Below are 22,875 nucleotides of genomic sequence, written 5' to 3'. Positions count from 1 at the left end.
TAATTATTTGCAAATTCAGTGCATTATAATGAAATTCGCGCAATATTGAGCATGGTTAAGCGGACAGTTCTTACCCCTGTTATCTTTGCCAAATGCCACTTAATTTTGCGATGAACTTTTTCATATTTTCAATTATCAAATATTCATTCGCGCCGTGGCCGCGCAGCCACAGGGCCCGTGAATGCTATATCGCCGCAATGCGGCATCTTGCCAGTCGCGCGCGCTTGGCGTACCGGGGCGCCATCAGGCCCGAGGTCGGTTGATAACGCCGGTTGGTGGCAACTCCGTGCACTTCAGACTTTGGGATTCCGATGAGCGTCTATCAGGATTATCTGGCCGAAATCGATATCAGAAAAACCCAGGGGCTCGCCCCCAAGCCGATCGATGACGGCCGGCTGATCGAAGAAATTCTGGCCTTGATCGAAGACACCGGCAGCCCCTATCGCGCCGATGCCCTGAAGTTCTTCATTTACAACACCCTGCCCGGCACGACCAGTGCGGCGGCGGTGAAGGCAGCCTATCTCAAGCGCATCGTGCTGGGCGAAACCACGGTCGAGGAAATCACCCCGGCCTTCGCGCTGGAACTGCTGATGCACATGAAGGGCGGCCCGTCGATCCGGGTGCTGCTGGACATCGCCCTGGGTGACGATTCCGTCACCGCCGCGCAGGCGGCCGACGTGCTCAAGACCCAGGTGTTCCTGTATGATGCGGACATGTTCCGCCTGCGCGAAGCCTATGAGGCCGGCAATGGCATCGCCAAGGATGTGCTGGAAAGCTATGCCAAGGCGGAATTTTTCACCAAGCTGCCCGATGTCGAGGACGAGATCGAGGTCGTGACCTTCATCGCCGGCGAAGGCGATATTTCCACCGATCTGCTTTCCCCCGGCAATCAGGCGCATTCCCGATCCGACCGCGAACTGCACGGCCAGTGCATGATTTCGCCGCAGGGTCAGCAGCAGATCGTGGCGCTGAAAGCGCAACACCCGGGCAAGCGGGTGATGATGATCGCCGAAAAGGGCACGATGGGCGTGGGTTCTTCGCGCATGTCCGGCGTGAACAATGTGGCGCTGTGGACCGGCAAGCAGTCCAGCCCCTATGTTCCCTTCGTCAATTATGCCCCGGTCGTGGCTGGCACCAATGGCATTTCGCCGATTTTCGGCACGACCGTGGACGTGACCGGCGGCATCGGCATCAATCTGAACAACTGGGCCAAGAAGATCGGTGAAGACGGCAAGCCGATCATCAACAATGACGGCAATCCGGTGCTGGAACAGCTGTTTTCGGTCGAGACCGGCACGGTGCTGAAGATCGACGTCAAGGGCAAGAAGCTGCGCGATGACGCGGGCAAGGAACTGGTCGATATCGCCAGCGCCTTCAGCCCGCAGAAGATGGAATTCATGAAGGCGGGCAGTTCCTATGCCATCGTCTTCGGCAAGAAGCTGCAGACCTTCGCCGCACAGACGCTGGGGGTCGAGCCGACCCCGGTCTATGCGCCGAACAAGGAAATCAGCGTGGAAGGCCAGGGCCTGACCGCGGTGGAAAAGATCTTCAACCGCAATGCCGTGGGCGTGACGCCGGGCAAGGTGCTGCACGCCGGATCGGACGTGCGCGTGAAGGTGAACATCGTCGGTTCGCAGGACACCACCGGCCTGATGACCGCGCAGGAACTGGAAGCGATGGCGGCCACCGTCATTTCGCCGCTGGTCGATGGCGCCTATCAGTCCGGCTGCCACACGGCATCGGTGTGGGACAAGAAGGCGCAGGAAAACATTCCCAAGCTGATGTCCTTCATGCACAATTTCGGCCTGATCACCGCGCGCGACCCGCAGGGCGTGTATCATTCGATGACCGACGTGATCCACAAGGTGTTGAACGACATCACCGTGGATGACTGGGCGATCATCATCGGCGGCGACAGCCACACCCGCATGTCCAAGGGCGTGGCCTTCGGCGCGGATTCGGGCACCGTGGCGCTGGCGCTGGCCACCGGCGAGGCGACCATGCCGATCCCGCAGTCCGTGAAGGTGACCTTCAAGGGCGCGATGCAGCCGCATATGGATTTCCGCGACGTGGTGCATGCCACCCAGGCACAGATGCTGCAGCAGTGCGGCGACAACGTGTTCCAGGGCCGCATCATCGAAGTGCATATCGGGACGCTGCTGGCGGACCAGGCCTTCACCTTCACCGACTGGACGGCCGAAATGAAGGCCAAGGCTTCGATCTGCATTTCGCAGGACGAAACCCTGATTGAATCGCTGGAAATCGCCAAGTCGCGCATCCAGATCATGATCGAAAAGGGCATGGAAAATAACGCCGGCACGCTGCGCGGACTGATCGCCAAGGCCGATGCCCGCATCGCCGAGATCCGTTCGGGCGAAAAGCCGGCGCTGGCCCCCGATGCCAATGCCAAGTATTTCGCCGAAGTGGTGGTGGACCTGGACCTGATCGACGAACCGATGATCGCCGATCCGGACGTCAACAACCCCGATGTGTCCAAGCGCTACACCCACGACACCATCCGCCCGGTTTCCTATTACGGCGGCACCAAGAAGGTCGATCTCGGCTTCGTCGGATCGTGCATGGTGCACAAGGGCGACATGAAGATCGTGGCGCAGATGCTGAAGAACATCGAAAAGGCCCAGGGCACGGTGGAATTCAAGGCGCCGCTGGTGGTGGCCGCCCCGACCTACAACATCATCGATGAGTTGAAGGCCGAAGGCGATTGGGAAATCCTGCAGAAATATTCGGGCTTCGAGTTCGACGATCTACTGCCCAAGACGACCAACCGCACCGAATATGAGAACATTCTCTATCTGGAACGCCCGGGCTGCAACCTCTGCATGGGCAATCAGGAAAAGGCCGAGAAGGGCGACACCGTGCTCGCCACCTCGACCCGCCTGTTCCAGGGCCGCGTGGTGGAAGATGCCACCGACAAGAAGGGTGAATCGCTGCTGGCATCGACGCCGGTGGTGGTGCTGTCCGCCATTCTGGGCCGCACGCCGAGCAGCGAAGAATACAAGAATGCCGTGGCTGGCGTGGAACTGACCAAGTTCGCCCCGCCGCAGACGGTCGGTGCCCGCTCGGTGCATTTCTGACGGATCTGCCTGCCGCCTGATGGGTGGCAGCGCGGATAAAAAAGGGCGACGCGGGCGGAAGCTTGCGCCGCCCTTTTTCTTTGGTGCGCAATAAAACGGGCGGCCCCTCTGCAAATGTGACAATAAAATCACACCAATTTGTCAGAAACAGTTCGTTACGGAAACCTATCCTCCCGTCAGGGTTACCCCCTGCGACGGCTGCTTCGCCGTGACCCGAAATGCAGGAGTGTTGATGTCCAAGCGCAATTTCCTATCGGCCGCCCTGGTCGGTACTGCCGTCGCCGTTTCCTCGCCGGTGATGGCGCAGGACAGCAGCACCAATTTCGATGGACCCTATGCGTCCGTATTCGTCGGTTACGGCATCAAGGCCGGCAGCGGCGATGGTCGGCTGGAATTCGACACCGACCGCACCGGGCGGTATGACGATACCGTCTTCCTCTCCTCCCCCCCGGCGGCACCCAACACCAACGCCTTCAACCCCGGCTTCTGCGGCGGCATCGCGCTGACCAACACCCCGGCCGGCGGTTGCCGCGACGACAAGAACGGCGTGGAATTCGGTGCGCGGGTCGGCTGGGACGCCCGGGTGAGCGAAAGCTTCGTGGTCGGTGCCGTGCTGGAAGCCAGCGCCAACCGTTCACGCGATGGATCGGCCGGTTATTCCACCACCCCGGCGGCCTACAATTTCGATCGCCAGCTCGATCATGCGTTCTCCGGCCGTCTGCGCGCCGGTTACACCCCGGATGGCCGTTCGCTGTTCTACGCCACCGGTGGCGCCAGCATCGCGCGGATCAACCATGATTTCTGGACGATCAACAATTCCGCCAACAGCTTCACCCAGATGAATGATGGCGAACGCGTCTGGGGCTGGCAGGCCGGCGGCGGCGGCGAGATGATGCTGACCGACAAGATTTCGCTCGGCGTCGAATATCTCTACAACCGCTACAATGATCACAAATATTTCGTAGCGGTCGGCCCGGGCACCGCCCCGCCGACCAATCCGTTCCGCCTGGTATCCGACGGCACGAATATGCGCCCGCAGGACAAGCGGTTCGATTTCCATTCGGTTCGTGCATCCGTCAGCTACAAATTCTGACCCCCACTGATCCGGCTGACGGTCGCACGGGTGGGCGGCTCCGCAAGGAGCCGCCCATTTGTTTTGCAAGAGCTTAGAAACCGAAGCTCAGCGATCCGAACACCTGGCGCGGGGCCGATGCGTGGAACACGGCGATGGTGCCATTGGCATCATCGGGCGCGAACACGCTGCTGTCGAAATTGGTCGCATAGCGATGGTTGGTCAGATTGGTGACGTTGAGCGACAGCTTGGCGCCCTTCATCGGACCCATGTCACCGAAGCTGTAGCCCAGCCCCAGATCGAGCGTGACATAGCCGCCGAAGCTCTGGTCATTGGTGTAGGTGTAATACCGCTTGCCGGTATATTTCCCCATCAAGGATCCGGAGAAGCCGCCTTCGGTCAGCGTCAGCATGCTGGCGAACATTTCACGCGGGGTATCGACCTGCTGCTTGCCGGCGGTCTGCTTGATCACGCAGGTGGCGCCGGTGCACCAGTTCAGATTCTCGTCATAGGTGGAATCATTGTAGGATGCGGAGTTGTACCAGCTGACCCAGGGTGCCGGTTTCCACAGCACGCCCAGTTCCACGCCGCGGCTGGTGATGCCACCGGCATTGTGGAAGGAATTGCCGCAGCCCGGATTCTGCTGCTGATTGGTCGGGCACGGATTGTACTGCAGCAGGCGATCATCGAAATTGGTGTTGTAGGCCGCCAGCGAGATCTGCAGCGGGCCGCTGACATAGCGATAGCCGCCTTCGAAGCTGCGCGAGGTTTCCGGCTTCAGATGGTGGCCCTGAAGATCCCACACCGCCTGTGACACGGACTGCGGCCCGAGCTTGAAGCCGCCCTGGAACATGGCCATGTTTTCGGCATAGCTGGCATAGAGTTCGTGGCCCGGTGCAACATCCCAATGGATGCCCAGTTCGGGAAGGAAATTGTCCTTCGCCACCAAGGTGCCGCTGGCGAACTGGCTGGAGGCTGGCGGGGCGGCCTTGGCGATGCCGTCGATCGCGCGGGCATCGGAGCGGGAATAGGTGCTCTTGAACCCGAAATCGATGGTCAGCGCATCATCGAACAGCTTCACCGTGTCCTGGATATAGAACTGCCAGGTCTTCCAATGGGTTTCCTGCACCCATTGGGCCAGATCCGGCTGCCCTTCGAGATATTGGGCCAGGCTGAAGGGGCCCTTCACGTTGGTCCAGATATAACGCGCCGCGCTGCTGGTGTTGTCTTCGAACCAGGCACCGGCCTGCAGATGGTTGAAGCCGGCTTCCCAATCGACACTGGCCAGGATGCCGCTGCGATCGATGGTGTAGCGGGTGTCACGGATGCGGACGGGCACATCGTCGGAGGTGTCGGCCGTATCCTGTTTCGACCAGCCCATGATCCAGTTGTTGCCGGCGCCCTTGTTCTTGTGGTGATAGCCCTGCACGCGCAGGCCGATCGAACGGGTGATGTCGAAATCGCCAGCCAGGTAATAGAGATTGTCGCTGCGCAGGATCTGGCCATTGGTGAAGGTAACGTCCGACAGCGTTTCGGGCGAGACGGGCTGCACGCATTTGGTCGGCGCGGTCGGGCCGGTGACCGAGCAATAGGCGCGATCGACATAGCCCTGCCAGTCGGGCGCATAACCACCCTGATCCCAGCCAAGGCGATCGAGCATATCCTTGGAGATATAGGCGTCGCTCGCCTGATTGGTGCGCGAGATATCGGCAAAGGCGGTGATCGTGCCGCCGGTGAATTCATACATCAGCTTGGCATTGAGCTGCTTGCCGGTGGATTCATTATAGGCATCCTGATCCACGAACAGATCATAACGATGGTACTGGCCCGACAGATAGGCCGAGAAGCCGCCGTGGTTGCCGGTGTCGAAGCGGGCATAGACGCGCTTGGCATTTTCGCTGCCCAGCGTGCCATTGACCGACAGGCCCATGTCACGGCGCGGATCGCTGGAGAAATAGGTGACCGCCCCGCCCAGATTGCTGGTGGAAGGAATGGCCAGACCGGCGATGCCCGTTGCCAGTTCGGCGCGGCCGAGGTTTTCGGAAATCAGCGCGCGGCTGATCGAAAGGCCGTTATAATTGTTATAGGCCCCGTCACCCAGCGGCACGCCGTCCAGCGTGTAGCCCAGATGGGTGGTGTTGAAGCCGCGCACCTGCAGCGACATCGATTTTTCGTTCACGCCCAGCGCGTCGATCGATTGCGCGCTGACGCCCGGCAGGAAGTTCAGCGCCTTCTGCGCGCTGGTGCCCGGCGGCAACACATCGAGGTTGGACGGCAACAGCGTCGAGACCGAGCGGGTCTGCCCGCTGCCGATCACGACGATCTGATTGGCGTCGGTATTATCCGCAATTCCCGCTGCAGCGTCTTGCGCGAGCGCCGGGCTGGCAAAGCCCGTGGCGACGGCCAATGCGAAAAGGGAAACGGATACGGATTTCTGAAACATAAGCCCCCTGGCAGCAAAACGCCGCGAACGTCGTGTTCGCGGCACCGACTTTCGTCAGGGGCGCGCCTATTTCATGCGCTGATGACGCTTTCGTTGCTGGAAAAAGACAGAAACATGAATGAATGTTTCTAGCAGAAATGTTGCCATTCTGCCACTATCCGGATTGCGTCAGCCGCGCGCCAGGGTGAGGATATTGCCCAGCTTGAGCCCGATCGGGATCGATGGCAGCGGCACGTTCTTCACCTGCAGCCCCGCCGCCCAGACCGCCTGTTTGGCGAGGAAATCGAGCGGGAAGACATTGCGGCTGCGTTCGACCACCACATTGTGAAAACCGGCCCGCGTCAGCAATGAGGCGATGGTTTGCGGGCGGTAGAGTTCGGGATGCTGGAGGCAGAAGGGCGGCCAGCGTTCGCCCATCACCCGGCGCAGCAGCGATCCTTCGTTGTGGGTGACGATCATCAGCGAGCCGCCCGGGCGCAGCTTCGCGCGGATCTGGATAAGCATGGCCAGCGGATCGAGCAGATGATCGAGCACATGGACCATCACCGCCATGCCGACCGAGCCATCGGGCACCATGGACAGATCCTTCATCCCGGCAGACAGCGTGACCGGCCAGCCGCTGGCCGCCGCGCGCAGCCGACCGTGGATCGCGCGATTGGGTTCGAACAGATAGAAATGATCGAAGGTGCCGCGTGCCGCCGCTTCATAGACGATGTGGCCGACATCGGGCCCGATTTCGAGATAGCCGCCCGACTGGCCGCCATGCTGGCGCAGGACACGCTGGTAATAGCCGCGCTGGGTGGCGATGATCGCCTCGTCACTGACCATGTCCATGTTCGGGGCCATCTGCGAATAGAGTTCGACCAGCTGATCCTGGGTGAAGAACACCGGATTGTAGAGCAGTTCGCAGGTCTGGCAGCGGTGATAGGTGAAGAAGCATTTTTCCTTGAACAGCCCGGCCCAGAAGGACCGCAGCGCGCCCAGTTCCATGGCTTCGGCCATCTTGCCCGCGCGCATTTCCGGCGGGGCGCCCTGTTCGCCGCAGGCCGGGCAGGAACGGTGGAGAAAGGCATTCATGGTTCACTCCCAGCGGTGGCGCCGGCGCTGCGAAAGGTCACCTTGCTGTGCCAGAACCAGCTGGTGACGATCAGCACGAAGGCGAAGCCCAGCTGCGCGATGACCGGCTGGGCCCCGCCCACCTCCACCAGCAACGGCAGGGCCACCCAATTGGCGGCGTAATTGACGAGATAGAAACTGGCGAAAGTGCCGAATTCGCGCAGGATATTGCCGCGCGTCCGGAACACCCCAAGCTTGTAGGTGGCGAAGGCGAAGCACAGGCTGACCGCCTGGGCGATGCCGAGCGCGACCAGATAATGCGTGTGCAACAGCGGCACGGACCACAGCAGCAATGGATAGATGCCGAGGCCGAACACGGTGTTGGCCGCCCCCGCCGCGATGAAGCGCAGCGGGCGCCGATCGCCCCCGATCGTCCGGTTGATCTTCTGAACGATCGACCGGGCGATCATGATTCCTCCATCAGGGGAATACGCATGTTCGCCGCCAGCACATCGCGCGGCAGGAAGGGGGACAGATCTTCGAGCGCGGGCGAGGTGATGCGCCCATCGGGATGCGCCTTCGCCCCCAGTTTGGGTGCGAAGCCGACATGTTCATCGATCATCAGTTCGCACAGCACAGGGCCATCGGCGGCCAGCGCCTGGGCAATCGTGCCGGGCAGATCATTGTGCGATTCCGCGCGAAAATAGCGGAACCCGAACGCCTCCGCCAAACGGCCGAACTGCGGGAAGGTGACATTGCTCTTCGGCCCGCCGCCGACTTCCACCCCGTTGAAGAAATTGCGATGGGTCTGGAAGATCGAGACATAACCGCTGTTGTTGATCAGGAACACCTTCACCGGCATGCCATAACCGGCGATGGTCTGCATTTCCTGCAAGTTCATCATGATACTGCCGTCGCCCGCAATGGCGATGATCCGCTTCTGCCCCTTGGTGGCGGCCCAGACGCCGATTGCGGCGGGCAGATCATAACCCATGGTGGCACAGCCGGAATTGGTCCACAGCCGCTGCCCATCATGCAGATGGGCGGTCTGGAAGCTGACCACGCAGGCGCTGCCATTGCCGGTGACGACCACGTCATCGCCATCGAGCTGGCCGAACAATTCGTCCATCGCGACATAGGGGTGAATATTGGGCCCGTGTCCGCGGTATTCGGGCAGGACGGTGGGGAAATTGGCCACCCGTTCGCGCGACCAGCCCAGCCATTCGGCATGGGTTTGCGTGGGCCCGGCATAGGGGCTGGCCAGCAATTGCGGGATCAGATCGGCCAGATCGGCCACCACCGGCATATCCGGCGTGACGGTGGGCTTGGCCAGTTCGACCGGATCGACATCGACCCAGATCTTGTAGGCTTCACGGGCGAAGCTTTTCCAATTGTAGCTGACCTGGCGGATGTTGAGCCGGCTGCCCAGGATGACCAGCAGATCCGCGCTTTGCGTGACCATATTGCCGCCGCGATCGCCGACCGTGCCCGGGCGCCCGCAATAGAGCGGGTGATCGTTCCAAAGCACATCATGCGCGTTCCAGCCGGTGACGACCGGCACGCCAAGCTTTTCGATCAGCTGCAGGAATTGCGCATGCGCGCCGGACAGGCGCACCCCGCCCCCGGCCAGGATGACCGGCCGTTCGGCCGCAGCGATGCGAGCCAGGATATCTTCGGCCGCAGTGGCAAGATCGGTCGCGGCCCAGGGTTCATCCAGCTCCGCCGGGTCGAAACCGGGCAGCAGATCATCGGGATCGATCTTGGCCGCCTGCACATCGAGCGGAATATCGAGCCACACCGGGCCGGGCCGGCCGCTGGTCGCCAGATAGATCGCCTTTTCCAGATGGTAGCGGATCGATCGGGGATCGGTGACCATCACCGCATATTTGGTGACCGGGCGGACCAGTTCTTCGATATCGAGTTCCTGATCACCCATCTGGCGCAGCGGCAGGCCGGTGGCGCGGACCGTGGTTTCGATCTTCACCTGGCCGGAAATCACCAGCATGCCGATGGAATCGACATAGGCGCCATAAACGCCGGTGATGGCATTGGTGCCGCCCGGACCGGAGGTGACATTGACCACCGCCAGACGGTTGGTGAGGCGGTAATAAGCCTCCGCCGCCATGGCCAGCGCCTGCTCATGATGGGTGAAGGTGGTCGTCAGCGCCGCATGGGTGCCCAGCGAATGGTTGAGGTGCATGGCCCCGCCGCCGGTGAGCATGAAGACATCTTCGATGCCGTGCTGCACCAGCGTGTTGGCGACCCAATCCGAAAGCTTGACGAGATTCATGGATTCCATCCGTTGTGAAGCGCGGTGCGGCGGATCGCCTGATCCAGATCGACAGTGAGCGAGAGGCCCAGATCCTGCCGGATACGCGCGGTAGAGGGGACATAGCGGCCCGGGTTCCAGCCCGGATCGGGCCGCCCGAGCACTTCGACATCGGGCGCGCCGAGCAGCGCGGCGGTGCGGCGGGCGAGATCGGCGATCGAGACCGCCTCTTCCGAGCCCATATTGTAGGTTGTGCCCGGCGCGCCGGCGATCAGCAGCGTCCACAGCCAGACGGTGAGATCGGCGATATAGAGATAGGATCGCTGCGCCTGGCCCGCGCTTTCGATGCGGATCGTGCGGCCGGCCATGGCATCGCGGATGAAATTGCCGGCGGCGAAATGGATGTCGAGCGACAGCAGCGGCCCGAGCAGAGCGAAGATGCGCGCGCCGACCACATCAAGGCCGAACTGCTTGCCATAGATGGCGCAGAGCATTTCGGCGGCGCGCTTCCCCTCCCCATAAGCAGAACGCGGATCGAGCGGATCGGGCCCGCCATGCCAGTCTTCCCCGACATGGCTGATCTCCGGCGGCTGAATGCCATAGACCGCACCCGAACTCAGGAACAGGAAGCGCCCTGCCCCACGGTCCTGCGCCAGATCCAGCGCGCGGCGCGTGCCGGTGACGATGGTGTCGAACATGCGGCGCGGATCCTGCGCATTCAGCGCGGCGCTGGCATCGGTGGCGGCATGGATCACATGGGTGAAGCGCCCCGGCGGGGGATCGAAGCCCAGCACATCGCCGTGCAACAGGGTGAAACGAGCCGCCAGATGCGGCGCGCGCGCGGCAAAGGCGTCCGGATCGCGGCTGAGCACCACGACATCCACATCGGCATCGGCGCGGGCCAGCGCTTCCAGCATCCAGCGACCGATGAAGCCGGTGCCGCCGGTCATGAAAATGCGCGCGCCATCCAGCCGGGGCCAGAGCGGCGCGAGGCTGGTGTGAACCGCGTCGAGATCCTGTTGCAGGATCATGCTTGTGCTCCCTTGAGGCCCAGAACCGGGCGATGGCCGCGATGGGCGCGCAGGCTCTGGAAGATGGTGTCGACCGACAGGCCCCAGACCAGCAAAGCGATGATGCCGGGGCGCAGGAAATGGCCCATGGTCAGGCCGAAAGCCGGTTCCACCGGGCGGCCGCTGAGCCATGACGGGGTGGACAGTTCCAGCACGGTCGAGATCGACCAATCGCCGACCAGGCACAGCAGATAGGCACAAATGATCGCCAGGATCGGGCCGAGCCGGCGCCAGGGTTCCAGAAACACCAGGAACAGCAGGAAGGTCTGGGTATAGCCCCCGGGCGACTGGGTGACGAGATAGGCGCCCAGCAGCAGCGCCGCGACCCGTTCGCGGGTAACCGCGCCAGGCTGAACCCAGGCGGCCAGCAGCGCGATCAGCGCGATCACCTGGGTCGAGCGGATGACGCTGGATGCCAGCAGGATGATGGTGTCGACCGTTTCCGAAGACACGAACTGGAGCAGCGGGATCGGCGCCTTTTCCACCAGCATCAGCGGAGCGTAGCTGGTGGAATAGTTGATCTCGTTCCAGACCTGCCCGCTCTGGAACACCACCCAATTGGCGGTGTTGGACACGATTTCCCCCGGCGTGCCTGCGCCCACCAGCGCCAGCGTGAGGAGGTAGAGCAGGATCGTGGCGATGCCGGCGATTTCGAGCGGGCGCCAGTCGCGCTTCACCGCATCGGCCAGCATCGGCAGCACCAGATAGGGTTTGAAATTGATCGTCGCCGCGCCCGCCAGCGCGCGCAGCCAGCGCGATTGCAGCAGCGGCCCATGCGCCAGCACGAAACAGGCGAAACCGACCACGATCAGATTGCCGCGTTCCAGCGTGAACAGCAGCGGCAGGCCCAGTCCCAGGGCGATCGTGCGCATGGGAGCGGTGGCGCGATCGACCCGGCGCAGGGTGAGCCAGATCAGCACCACATCGATCACATAGAAGCTGTAGATCGTCGCCCGCCCCAGCCAGTCGCAATCGCGCGCATGGAAGGGGGAATCGAGATAGCAGCCCTGCAGGCTGAACATGTCGAGGAAGACGAAGGAAAGCGGCGGGTAGATCGTGCGCCAGACATCATAGGCGCCGGGATTGTTGGCCCAATAGGCGGTGTTGAACCAATCCATGAAAGTGTCATTGGTGTCGAACACGAAGGGCGACGGCAGATAGCCCTTCGTGATGAAGAACGACACGGTCCAGGCCAGGCTGGCCAGCACGGCGGCGGCCAACAGCATTTCGGGCAGCATTCCCGGCCGCAACCGTGCCCGCTCCTTCACGGCAGCGTGTCCGGCCCGAAATTGATGCGTTCAGCCTCTATCACCAAAGGCACGCCGCGGGTGCGTTCGGAAATCAGCCGCACCTGTTCCCCGATCAGGCCGAGGAACAGCAGCAGCAGTGCGAACATGCCGGTCATCGCCGTCAGCCCCAGCAGCGGCCAGAACGGCCCGCCCAACACCAGCGCGATCAGCGCGGCCAGCGCCAGCAGCAGCGCGGCACCCCCGGCCCAGAAGGACAGCATCACCGGCAGGCGCAGCAGCGATTTGGCCGATCCGGCCAAGCCGGACAGGGCGAAGGAAAACAGCGCGGCAAAGTCGTTCTTGCTTTCGCCGGCGGCGCGTTCGGGCCGATCGAACGGGAGCACCGCGATGCGATAGCCGCTTTCCACCACCATGCCGCGGAAGAAGGGTTCGGGCTCGTTCCAGCCGGCCAGCGTATCGACCACCACCCGATCGAACAGGCCAAAACCGGTGGCGCCGGGAATCACCGGATAGTCACCATGCCGGCCCAGGAAGCGATAGCCGGCCCGGCGGGCGGCACCCAGCAGCCAGGATGTGCGTTCGGAACGGCGCTGCGCCAGCACCACCTGCGCGCCGGCGCGCCATTGTTCCAGGAAGGCCCCGATCATGGCCGGCGGATCCTGAAAATCGGCACACATGCCGATCACCGCCGCGCCGCTGGCCTGATAGATGCCATGGGTGGGCGATCGCATCTGGCCGTAATTGCGGTTGTTCAGGATCGCGCGGATGCGCGGATCGGCGGCGCAGATGTCGCGCATGATGTCCCGCGTGCCATCGGTCGAGAAATTGTCGATCAGGATGATTTCATGGCTGGCCACGTGCCGTTCCGCCTCCACCGTGACGGCGGCGCAGATCTGCCGGACATTTTCCGCCTCATTGTAACAGGGGATGACAATTGAGAGCTCAGGCGTCACGAGGCGGCCCGTTCGCGGAACAGCCGGATACCGGTGGCTGGCGCATAGATTTCGGTGAAGGCGGCCAGCGCCAGCACCAGCGCGAGCAGTGCGACGGCGGGCACGTTGAACTTGCGATCGTCATCGACGCGCGGCGCTTCGATCACCTGCACATCGGTGGCGGTTTCGGCGGCGAGCGTTTCGACCGCGACTTCCTCCGAAGAGCGGGCGTAGACTTCATACAGCGCCTGGGCGAAGCGATAGTCGCGGAAAAGGTTCAGATATTCGCCCGAAACCTCCGTCAATCCGGCCACATTGGGGCCGCCGGACATGCCGGCATCGGGCCGCGTGCTGCGGGCGATCTGGGCGCGCAGTTCGGCCACTTCGGACCGCACGGCCACCAGTTGCGGATTTTCCGGACCCTGAAACTGTTCAAGCGTGCTCAGTTCCACCAGCCGCGCCTGCAATTGCGCTTCGAGGCCCGCGCGCAGCGACAGGGCCGAACCCAGTTCTGCCTCCGGTTCGGCCAGACGGTTGCGGCGGCGGAAGGCGCCCAGCGCCGCCTCTGCCGTGACGACGCGGTCGGCCGCTTCCTTGAAACGGCGCTGGACCACGGCCTGTTTGCGCTGCACCCGGTCTTCCCCCAGCGCCGTCAGCCGCGCACTGATCGCGCGGACATAGGCCTGGGTCACGGATTTGGCGAAGGCCGGATCATGCGTGCGCACCTCCACTTCGACGATGCCGCCGGTCAGCGAATGGATATCCACCCGCTTGGCCAGCGCCAGCCGCGCCTTTTCCAGCGAGGGATAGCCCTGCGGGCCGACCAGCTTGAGCTGATCGATCACCGCATCGGTCACATCGGTGCCGCGCCCGACGGCGAGGTAGAAATCGACCGGGGTCTTGACCCCGCCGAGCAGCGCGGTGAGCCCCTGCGCCTGCCCACCGGCGGCGCTGCTGATGGAACTGAGCCCGATCGTGCCGCTGTCCTGCGGCACCACCTTGGCCCGCGCCACATAGGGCCGCGGCACGATGCACAGCACCGCCAGCGCAACGGCGAGCAGGCCGTAGATCAGCCAGCGATGGCGGGGGTTGGCGATCCAGTCGCTCGCCCTGTTTCCGGCCCTAATCACCACGCTCATTCCGCGATCGCCTGGATCGAGGCCACACCCACCAGGCCACCGAACAGTGTGCTGGTGATGTCACGCAGCCGCGCCCAGAACTCCCCTCGATTGCCCTCTATCGGAACATAGACCAGATCGCCCGGCAGGGCCGGCGCCCGGCGCACGCCCCAGCCATCGGCCAGCACCGTGCCATTGGCGCGGATGATGAAGATTTCCCCCTTGTCACCCAGCTTCTGCACGCCGCCGGCCAGGGTGATGTAATCCCCGATCGTGGCGCCCTGGCGATAGGCGAAGGAGGCCGGGGTCGGCACGGCACCGAACACGCCGACCGTCACCGGCTGCGGCGGGATATGGATGGTGTCGTTGTTTTCCATGATCAGATCGGCTGGCAGCGTGGCGGAATCATAGGGCAGATCGAACACCAGCCGGCCGGTCGGTTCGCGACGGCGCAGCTGATCGACAATGGAATCCACCAGCTGCAGGCTGCCCGGCTGCGCCATTTGCGCCCGGTTGATCGACGTGGCCGGCTGGGCGGTCAGCAGCAGTTCCACATCTTCGATCGCGCGGTCGAAGCTCTGCCGTTGCTGATGCTTGACGCTTTCGCGCGTGATGATGCTGGCATAGGGGAAGGCCTGCGGGGTCAGCCCGCCGGCCATGGCCACAACATCTTCCAGCCGCGTGCCAGGCTTGAAATAATAACGGCCGGGCTGGCCCACTTCGCCGCTGATCGTGACCAGTACCGATTGCTGCCCCATCGGGCGGGCCAGATCGATATTGGACAGGACGCGGATCACGTCACCGCGCTGCGCGTTGCGCACGGCGGCATCGGCGGCGCTGACTTCCGTCCAGCCATTGTTCTGGCGGCCCAGGCTGTCCAGCATCATCAGCCGCGTGCCGTCGGCCACGGTGCTGATGCCACCGGCATAGAGCAGCACATCGGCCAGGGTTTCTTCGGGCGCGATTTCGAAGATCGCTTCGCGGTTGACGCTACCGGTGACGGCAACCTGGTCCCCGGCAGGGGCGATATAGAGCACATCGCCATTCTGCAGCACGGCATCGCCGCTGCGATCCCCGCGCAGGAGCAGATCATAAAGATCGAAATCGGACACCAGCTTCCCATCGCGGCGCAGCTGGATCGAGCGGAAGCTGCCGCCCGAAGCCGGGCCGCCGGCCGCCAGCACGGCGTTGACCAGCGTCGACAGGCTGCCGACATTGTAGGCGCCGGGCTTTGCGGCAAAGCCGGTGACATAGACCGTCAGACCGCGCAGCCGGCCGACCGACACATCCAGCCCGAAGCCGCGATATTGCCGGGCGACCTGCTGTTCGATCACGCCATGGACATCGCCATAACGCACTCCGCCGACGCGGACTGCGCCGACGCGGGGGATGAATATCCGCCCTTCGGGATCGATGGTAAGACGCAGGTTGGAGGCCTGGACCGAACCGGTCAGGCCGAGCAGCAGTTCGTCACCCGGGTTCAGGCGGTAATCTTGCGGCACGGCGGCAACTGACGGCACGGCGAAGCCGCGCGCTTCGGGCAGCAGCAATTCGGTGCCGAAGCGTCGCATCGGCTTGCCCGCCACGGTGGAGACGAAGCGTTCATATTCATTGGCGGGCGGCGGGCCCGCGCGCTGGCCCTGGCCCTGCGGTGGCGCAGCGCCATCATCCGGGGGGGTGATCACATCGGGCGGCGGGGCATCGATCGCATCGGGGCGATAGGAATTGATCGGCGCCTGCGGCACCGACACCTGGGTCGCGCCGCTGGTTGGCGCATCGGACCGCTGCCCGGCAGCCCCGGTGGAGGATCCGACCGGGGAGGCGAACTGGGCGGTGGCGGGGGTGGTCAGCAATGCCACCACGACAAGGCTCGCGGCGATCCGATGGCCCAGGCTCTTCATGCTACACGCGTTTCCATATCGATAAGGCCGCCCTGCGGCTCCAGCAGCAGGTCTGCGCCTGCGCCCCAATGTTCCACGCTGGCCGCGACCAGCAGGCCGGCACCAGGCCCGCCGACGCGATAGGCGCTGCGATCCCAATGGGTGGCGTGGCCGCCGGCTTCGGTCAGGAAAAGCACGCCGGGGGCATGATCCCAGGGCAGAATCCGCTGGAACAGCGCCAGCTGATTGCTGCCGAAGACCAGCCGGGGATAGCTTTCGGCCGCGCAGCGCGGGATCGGAACCTGGGCGAAATGGCTCCGCGCTGCATTGTGCACCATGTCCCGCCGGGCGGGCGTCATGAACTGGGTCGCCAGCGCCGCAATCGGCCGATCAAGCGTGCGGCTGCGCGGTTCGCCCCGGATGCGGACAGAAGCGCCGTCACAGCTGGCGCCCTTGCCCCGTTCGGCATGGCACATGCGCCCGCTCTGCGGATCGAGCATCCAGCCCATCACCGGTTCGCCATCATCGACCAGCGCTACCATCATGCCGAAGGGACCGTGCCCGCCGGCGAAATTGGCCGTGCCATCGAGCGGATCGATCAGCCAGACGAGCCCTTCACCCACCCGATCGAGCAGCGAAGGATCGCGCGAGGCAGCCTCTTCCCCGACGATGCGCGCGCCAAGGCCCAGCGCGGCGAGACCTTCGGTCAGCCGTTCTTCCGATTCCCGATCGGCGATGGTGACCACCTCCCCCGGGCTTTTCTCGGCGATTTCTTCGGCGGCCAGGGCCTGAAAACGAGGCATCACCGTTTCTGCGGCAACGCGTCGCATCAGGGCCGACACGACATCATGCAGCGCCATGGATCAGGCCGCCACGCTCGCCAGCTTGACGCCGACGGCCTTGCGCGCGCGTTCCTGCATCATGGCGATGCGCGGTGCATCTTCCTCTGCAGCAGCGCGGTAATAATCGCGCTTGTTTTCCAGCCAGGCGAGTTCGAACGCGACGGCATTGGCAATGCCGGCATCGATATCGCGCCGTTCGACAGCGGCGCCATCGAACACCACCTTGCGGGTTTCGAACCGGTCGAGGCGGATGGCGCGCATTTCGCGCAATGCTTCCACCGCATCGGGCGAGACCGAGCCGCCGACGACCAGTTCCAGATCATGCGCGCGACAGGCCCGCGCCACTGTGAGCACGGCATCGGTGATTTCGCGGGCATTTACCGCGCCGCGCGGCAGGCCCCGCGACAGGGTGAAATCAACCCGGCCGAAGACGACGCCATTCACGCCCTTTGCAGCAAGCGGGATCATCGCGTCGAGATTTTCCAGCGTTGCCTGGGTTTCCAGGTTGAACAGGAACTTGGTGCCATCCGGATTGCCGGGATGGGTCTTGTCCTTCGCCTCGATATATTTCGACAGCGCATAGGGGGTTTCGACCATGGGGGCGATCACATGATCCACACCATAGAGCCGCGAAGCGAGCAGATCGGACACCGCTTCGCAGCCACCGATCTTCAGCGCCACGGCCAGATCGGCGCGATGGGTGAGTTCCAGCAGGCGGAGCAGTTCGTCAGGGCGCGTGCCTTCCGCCTCGAACTCTGCCTTTACAGCCACCACGCCATATTGGTCCCGGCCCTTCCTGAGCATGTCCAGCATGCGACGTTCCGCTGAATTCATTGAGCCTCTCCTCCAAATGGCAAAGCTGTTGCTGATGTGAGCCGAGACGGAGCGGGCAGATCGTTTCCGTAAAAACGATGGCGCGCAAAATTTTTTCGGCGGGTGTTACGGGATCGGACCGAGGCCTCCGTCAAAGCAGGGATGTCAGGTGCTATCGCGATTGTTCCCGTGCTGCTGAGCTGGCTTGCCGCCAATGCGCCGGTTGACGTGCCCGGTGCTGAACTGCCCGTGCACACAGCGGCGGAGCCGAACCCGGCGCCGGCGGAATTGCCACGCGGGCGGAGCCTGGCGGTGGACATGACCGCGAGCCGGGATGCGATGCTGGCGGAGCCCGTGCGCCCGCACGCTTCCCGCGCGGAGCAGCGCCCGGCCCTGACGACGAGAACCCAAACACCCCCCGCTGCCCGTGCGAATATCCGCCTGTCATCCCGCTATGGGTTGCGGCGCGATCCCTTGCACGGACAGCACCGCATGCATCACGGGATCGATATCCCCGGCGCGCGCGGCACGCAGGTCAACGCCTCCGCCGCCGGGCGGGTGCGCTTTGCCGGCACGGCCGGCGGCTATGGCCGGATGGTGGACATCGAACATGGTGACGGCGTGACCACCCGCTATGGCCATCTCGACCGCATTCTTGTGCAGCCCGGCATGGTGGTGTCACAGGGCGAAACCATTGGCCTGATGGGCGCGACGGGCCGCGCGACCGGCAATCATCTGCATTTCGAGATCCGCCGGGACGGCCGCTCGGTCGATCCGCTGCCCTTTCTGACCGGCGCGCAGACGGGCTTTGCCGCCGGGGCTACCCTCCCGACACAGCCCGACGATCGCCCGCTGGCCTCGCCCGCCGCCACGCATGTTTCCGCTTTTGCCCGCGCCCGCAATGGTGAGGCAGAGGCGGCAGGCCTCGATACGGCGCGTGCCTTCTGACCCGCCATGCCAGTGCCGGTTCCCCCCCATGCGTGCCATGCGCCGCAACTCCCCATCTCCCTGCACTTGGCAGGCTGGCGGCTTGACGATGTCAAGGGTAGCCTTGCGGCATGAGCGAGGAGGAGGGAATCAGCGGACTCCAGCGCGTGCTGCTGAACGAGCGGCCGCGCCTGTTGCGCTTCATCGCCGCGCGCGGTGAGGGCGACAATGCGGAGGATGTGCTGCATGATCTGTGGCAGCGGCTGGCCGATGCGCCATCAGCGCCAATCGCCGATGCCACATCCTACCTGTTTCGCGCCGCCGAAAACCTGATCCGCGATCGACGCCGGTCATCGCTCAGCCGCATGCGTCGGCAGAAGGACTGGCACGATGTCAGCGTTTCGGACCATGACAGCCCGGTCGGGGAACGTGGCCTGATCGCGCGGGAACAGCTGCGCGCGGTCGAACGGACCTTGGCGGAACTGGGCCCGCGCGCCGATATGGTGTTCCGCCGGTATCGACTGGAAGGAATCGGCCAATCAGCGATCGCGCGCGAATTGGGCATCAGCCTGAGCTCGGTGGAAAAAGATCTGCAAAAGGCGTATCGGGCGCTGGCAAATTTAAAGACAGAGTTCGATGCGGATTGATGGCCCCGTCTCCGTCTCGGGAATGTTATGAACACTGACCGCCCTCAACCGGATATCTCCCCGGAAATCATGGAGGTCGCAAGCGCATGGGCTGTGCGCACCAGCGGCGCCGATTTTACGGATTGGGATGGCTTCATGGACTGGCTCGACGCCAGCCCTGAACATTTGCCCGCCTATGATGCGGTGCTCGCCCGGGTGGACGGTGCCGCCGAGGTTCTTGCTTCTGCGCCCGTGGCCGATGCCCCATCCCGTGAATGGACGACAGACAATATCGTCGAACTGCCCGCCCCGCGCCGCCGCTGGTGGCCGGCAGCCGCCGCCATCGCGGCCTCGGTTGCGGCTGTGGTCGGGATCGGCGTGTTCGATCGCAGCAGCGGCCCGGAACTGATCGCCACCGCCGCCGGCGAACAGCGGGTGGTGGAACTGGCCGATGGATCGCGGATCATCATGAACGGCGCGACCAGCCTGACGATCGACAGCGACAGGCCCCGCCATGTCGAACTGGCCCATGGCGAAGCGCTGTTCGAAGTGCGCCATGACGAGGCCAATCCGTTTGTGGTGGTGGCCGATGGCACGCGCCTGCTCGATGCCGGCACCGTGTTCAATGTCGTGGCCGATCAGGGCAGCCTGGATGTGGCGGTTGCCGAAGGCGCGGTGATCTATCGCCCAGGTCAGGATGCCGTGCGGCTGAACCCGGGCGACGGATTGTCGCGCGCGAACGCTGACGCCGCGCCGGTGCTGCGCAAGACGAGCCCGGAAGGGATCGGCACCTGGCAGAGCGGGCAGTTGCATTACGATGGGGCCACGCTGGACCAGGTCGCCCGCGATCTGGCCCGCAATATCGGCCGGCCGGTTACCCTGCGCGGAACATCGGCCAGCGCCCGCTTTACCGGAACACTGGCTTTGGAAGGTGAACCGGATCAGGTGTTTGCCCGGATTGGCCCGCTGTTGGGCGTGACCTTCACACCCAGCGGCGAAGGATGGATCATGTCACCACCCGATGGTCCGCCCCGCTAGCCTGGCGCCTCTGGCCCTTGTTTTCATGGCGTCTCCTGCCCTTGCGCAGGAGCGGGCGGTGGCGGTCGACCTGTCGGCCGGGCAACTGGATGCGGCGATCCGCATGCTGGCCAGCCAGACCGGCGCCAGCATCGGATTTCGCGACCCGGCCCTGACGGAACTGCGCGTGCGGCCGCTCAAGGGGCGGATGATGGCCGGCGAGGCGCTGGAACTGCTGCTGCGCGGGACCGGGGCGCAGGCCCGGCGGGTTGCGCGCGGCACCTATCTGATCGAACGCGCCGCCTCGCCCAGCCGCCGCACAGGCGCGCCCCGCCCCCGCCCGGCGCCGCCGCCGCCCCCGGAACCCGCGCTGCCGCCGCCGGTGCAGATCCCGCATGAAATCATCGTCACCGCATCCAAGCGGGACACGCCGCTCAACGCCTATCCCGGCGGGGTGCAGATCATTCACGGCGATCAGCTGAGCATTGCCGACAGCACGCGCGGCACCGGCGCGATCGAAAGTCGCATCGCCAGCGTTGTTTCCACTCATCTGGGCCCGGGCCGCAACAAGCTGTTCGTGCGCGGGATCGCCGATTCCAGCTTTGTTGGGCCGACCCAGGCCACGGTCGGCCAGTATTGGGGCAACAGCCGCATCACCTACAGCGCGCCCGATCCCAATCTGCGCCTGTTCGATGTCAGCGCGGTGGAGGTGCTGGAAGGCCCACAGGGCACGCTCTATGGCGCCGGATCGCTCGGCGGCGTGGTGCGGGTAGTGCCGCATTCCCCCGAACTGAACCGCACCTCCGGTTCCGCCTGGGGCGGTGCCGCCGCCGTGTGGGACGGGCAGCCGGCGGTGGATGGCGGGGCAATCGTGAACCTGCCCGTCGTGGAAGGAAAACTGGCCTTCCGCGCGCTGGCCTTCGGATCGGTCGAGGGCGGTTATATCGACGATATCGGGCGCGGGGTGAACGACATCAACAGCGTCACCACGGCCGGCGGCCGGGCTGCGCTGAGGTTCCAGCCGAATGATGATTTCACCATCGATCTGAGCGTGGTGGGCCAGCGCATCAAGGGCGATGACAGCCAATATGCCGAACGCGAGGCCGGCGATCTGGCGCGCAACGGCACCATGGCCCAGCCCTATCGCAGCGATTACTGGCTGACCGATCTGGTCGTGCGGCGGCAATTCGGCGATATCGAATGGCTGTCCTCGCTTGGCTATGCGCGGCAGAATGTCTTCGAAACCTTCGAAGGCGTGGCGCTGGCCGACGCGGCGATGCCGGCCCTCCCGCCGGAGCGGAACGCGCCGGCCACCGCCTATTCGCAGACGGTCGATATCGCGATGCTGACCTTCGAGAGCCGGCTGGCCCGGCGCGGGCCCGATGGCACGGGCTGGCTGATCGCGGCGAGCCTGCTGAAGAATGAGGCGGATTCGCGCCGCAGCATGGGTTCATCCGCCCTGACCGGCGTAACCAACAAGATCGAGGAAGCGACACTCTATGGCGAAGCCACGCTGGAACCGATCCGCCGGGTCAATCTGACGCTGGGCGGGCGGCTGACCCATGCCAGCCTGTCCGGCCAGTCTGCCGATGTGCTGGAAGCGCTGGCATTCCGCAATGATCCGGAAGCCCGCGCCCAGCGCAATGAAACGCTGTTCCTGCCGTCTGCCGCGCTGGCCTATCGCGCCACCGACCGGCTGACGCTGTTCGCCCGGTACCAGCAGGGCTTCCGCCCCGGCGGCATCGCCGTGCGGCAGGATTACATCCAGCGGTTCAAGGGCGACCGGGTCACCACAAGCGAGGCCGGCGGCCGCTTCACCAGCGACAGTTTCGATCTGGCGGTGACGGGATCCTGGACAAGGTGGCGCAATATCCAGGCCGATCTGATCGACGGCTTCGGATTCCCGACCACCGCCAATATCGGCGATGGAGAGGTGCTGTCGGCCGGCCTGTCCGGCCACTGGCGGCCCGTGCGCGGGCTGGAACTGGACGCCGCCGTCTATCTGAACGACAGCAAGGTGACGCGGACCGATGTGTCGATCATGGCCTATTACCAGGACATCCGCCAGGTCGAGGGTGGCAGTGTCCTGCCCACCACCGCCGTGGCGATCCGCGACGACCGGCTCCCCAATGTGGCCGATGCCACAGCCCGGGTGGGCTTCCGCTATGACATGTTCCTGACGCAGGACTACGATCTCACGTTGGCCGGCCATGCCCGCTATGTCGGACAATCGACACTGGGCATCGGCCCCGTGCTGGAAAAGCTGCAGGGCGATTATCTGGATACCGGACTGGATTTGCGCGTCGGCAATGACCGGCGCGGGCTGAGCCTGTCGCTGACCAATCTGCTGAATTCACGCGGCAACCGCTTCGCGCTGGGTTCCCCCTTCATGCTGTACGACCGCGAACAGATCACCCCGTTGCGCCCGCGCAGTGTACGGATCGGGTTCGACATGGCGTTTTGAG

Annotated in this window: 17 protein-coding genes; 6 read left to right on the top strand and 11 right to left on the bottom strand. The window is 64.2% G+C overall.

From position 1 onward, the window contains the following. Positions 1-311 precede the first annotated feature (311 nt). Both GRI97_RS06130 and GRI97_RS06125 read left to right on the top strand, forming a co-directional pair. The gene (locus GRI97_RS06130) at positions 312-3,095 is read left to right on the top strand and encodes a bifunctional aconitate hydratase 2/2-methylisocitrate dehydratase (RefSeq protein WP_161390190.1); all 2,784 of its coding nucleotides are present in this window, start codon (positions 312-314) and stop codon (positions 3,093-3,095) included. 232 nt (positions 3,096-3,327) lie between these two features. Continuing rightward, positions 3,328-4,188 carry an outer membrane protein gene (locus GRI97_RS06125; protein ID WP_161390189.1) on the top strand — a complete coding sequence of 287 codons (861 nt, stop codon included), beginning with the start codon at positions 3,328-3,330 and terminating at the stop codon, positions 4,186-4,188. Between the two features lie 73 nt (positions 4,189-4,261). Here the strand turns inward: GRI97_RS06125 and GRI97_RS06120 are convergent, their stop codons facing one another. The 11 genes from GRI97_RS06120 to GRI97_RS06070 all read right to left on the bottom strand — a co-directional run bounded on the left by GRI97_RS06120 (position 4,262) and on the right by GRI97_RS06070 (position 17,861). Then, positions 4,262-6,574, bottom strand: coding sequence for a TonB-dependent receptor (locus tag GRI97_RS06120; protein WP_235917623.1), 2,313 nt, complete (start codon positions 6,572-6,574; stop codon positions 4,262-4,264). 204 nt (positions 6,575-6,778) lie between these two features. Then, positions 6,779-7,687, bottom strand: a complete 909-nt coding sequence (locus GRI97_RS06115; protein ID WP_161390187.1) for a class I SAM-dependent methyltransferase — start codon at positions 7,685-7,687, stop codon at positions 6,779-6,781. Beyond that, the gene (locus tag GRI97_RS06110; RefSeq protein WP_161390186.1) at positions 7,684-8,136 is read right to left on the bottom strand and encodes a GtrA family protein; all 453 of its coding nucleotides are present in this window, start codon (positions 8,134-8,136) and stop codon (positions 7,684-7,686) included. The genes GRI97_RS06115 and GRI97_RS06110 overlap by 4 nt, the downstream gene beginning before the upstream one ends. Then, positions 8,133-9,956, bottom strand: coding sequence for a thiamine pyrophosphate-binding protein (locus GRI97_RS06105; protein WP_161390185.1), 1,824 nt, complete (start codon positions 9,954-9,956; stop codon positions 8,133-8,135). Before GRI97_RS06105 ends, GRI97_RS06110 begins: the two co-directional genes overlap by 4 nt. After that, positions 9,953-10,966: an NAD-dependent epimerase/dehydratase family protein gene (locus GRI97_RS06100; protein WP_161390184.1), complete on the bottom strand. Its 1,014-nt coding sequence runs from the start codon at positions 10,964-10,966 to the stop codon at positions 9,953-9,955. The genes GRI97_RS06105 and GRI97_RS06100 overlap by 4 nt, the downstream gene beginning before the upstream one ends. Beyond that, on the bottom strand, positions 10,963-12,243 hold the full coding sequence (locus GRI97_RS06095; RefSeq protein ID WP_161390183.1) for a hypothetical protein: 1,281 nt from the start codon (positions 12,241-12,243) through the stop codon (positions 10,963-10,965). The genes GRI97_RS06100 and GRI97_RS06095 overlap by 4 nt, the downstream gene beginning before the upstream one ends. Positions 12,244-12,269: 26 nt before the next feature. Next, positions 12,270-13,208 carry a glycosyltransferase family 2 protein gene (locus GRI97_RS06090; protein WP_161390182.1) on the bottom strand — a complete coding sequence of 313 codons (939 nt, stop codon included), beginning with the start codon at positions 13,206-13,208 and terminating at the stop codon, positions 12,270-12,272. Beyond that, positions 13,205-14,326, bottom strand: coding sequence for a capsule biosynthesis protein (locus GRI97_RS06085; protein ID WP_161390181.1), 1,122 nt, complete (start codon positions 14,324-14,326; stop codon positions 13,205-13,207). Before GRI97_RS06085 ends, GRI97_RS06090 begins: the two co-directional genes overlap by 4 nt. After that, a complete protein-coding gene (locus GRI97_RS06080) occupies positions 14,323-16,206 on the bottom strand; it encodes an SLBB domain-containing protein (RefSeq protein WP_161390180.1) in 1,884 nt (627 codons plus the stop codon). Before GRI97_RS06080 ends, GRI97_RS06085 begins: the two co-directional genes overlap by 4 nt. Beyond that, positions 16,203-17,045, bottom strand: a complete 843-nt coding sequence (locus GRI97_RS06075; protein ID WP_161390179.1) for an inositol monophosphatase family protein — start codon at positions 17,043-17,045, stop codon at positions 16,203-16,205. The genes GRI97_RS06080 and GRI97_RS06075 overlap by 4 nt, the downstream gene beginning before the upstream one ends. Positions 17,046-17,048: 3 nt before the next feature. Further along, positions 17,049-17,861, bottom strand: coding sequence for an aldolase/citrate lyase family protein (locus GRI97_RS06070; RefSeq protein WP_235917622.1), 813 nt, complete (start codon positions 17,859-17,861; stop codon positions 17,049-17,051). Between the two features lie 141 nt (positions 17,862-18,002). Between GRI97_RS06070 and GRI97_RS06065 the strand changes: the two genes are divergently transcribed. From GRI97_RS06065 to GRI97_RS06050, 4 genes are all read left to right on the top strand, one after another. After that, positions 18,003-18,788 carry a M23 family metallopeptidase gene (locus GRI97_RS06065; RefSeq protein WP_161390178.1) on the top strand — a complete coding sequence of 262 codons (786 nt, stop codon included), beginning with the start codon at positions 18,003-18,005 and terminating at the stop codon, positions 18,786-18,788. A gap of 110 nt (positions 18,789-18,898) precedes the next feature. Next, positions 18,899-19,414, top strand: a complete 516-nt coding sequence (locus tag GRI97_RS06060; RefSeq protein WP_161390177.1) for an RNA polymerase sigma factor — start codon at positions 18,899-18,901, stop codon at positions 19,412-19,414. A 27-nt stretch (positions 19,415-19,441) separates the two neighbouring features. Then, positions 19,442-20,431, top strand: coding sequence for a FecR family protein (locus GRI97_RS06055; protein ID WP_161390176.1), 990 nt, complete (start codon positions 19,442-19,444; stop codon positions 20,429-20,431). 25 nt (positions 20,432-20,456) lie between these two features. Continuing rightward, a complete protein-coding gene (locus tag GRI97_RS06050) occupies positions 20,457-22,874 on the top strand; it encodes a TonB-dependent receptor domain-containing protein (protein WP_161390175.1) in 2,418 nt (805 codons plus the stop codon). Position 22,875 lies beyond the last annotated feature (1 nt).

Source organism: Croceibacterium xixiisoli (genome assembly GCF_009827305.1).
Taxonomy (GTDB): Bacteria; Pseudomonadota; Alphaproteobacteria; order Sphingomonadales; family Sphingomonadaceae; genus Croceibacterium_C; species Croceibacterium_C xixiisoli.
The sequence above is the reverse complement of the archived record's forward strand: the minus strand, read 5'-3'. Positions and strand labels throughout refer to the sequence as shown.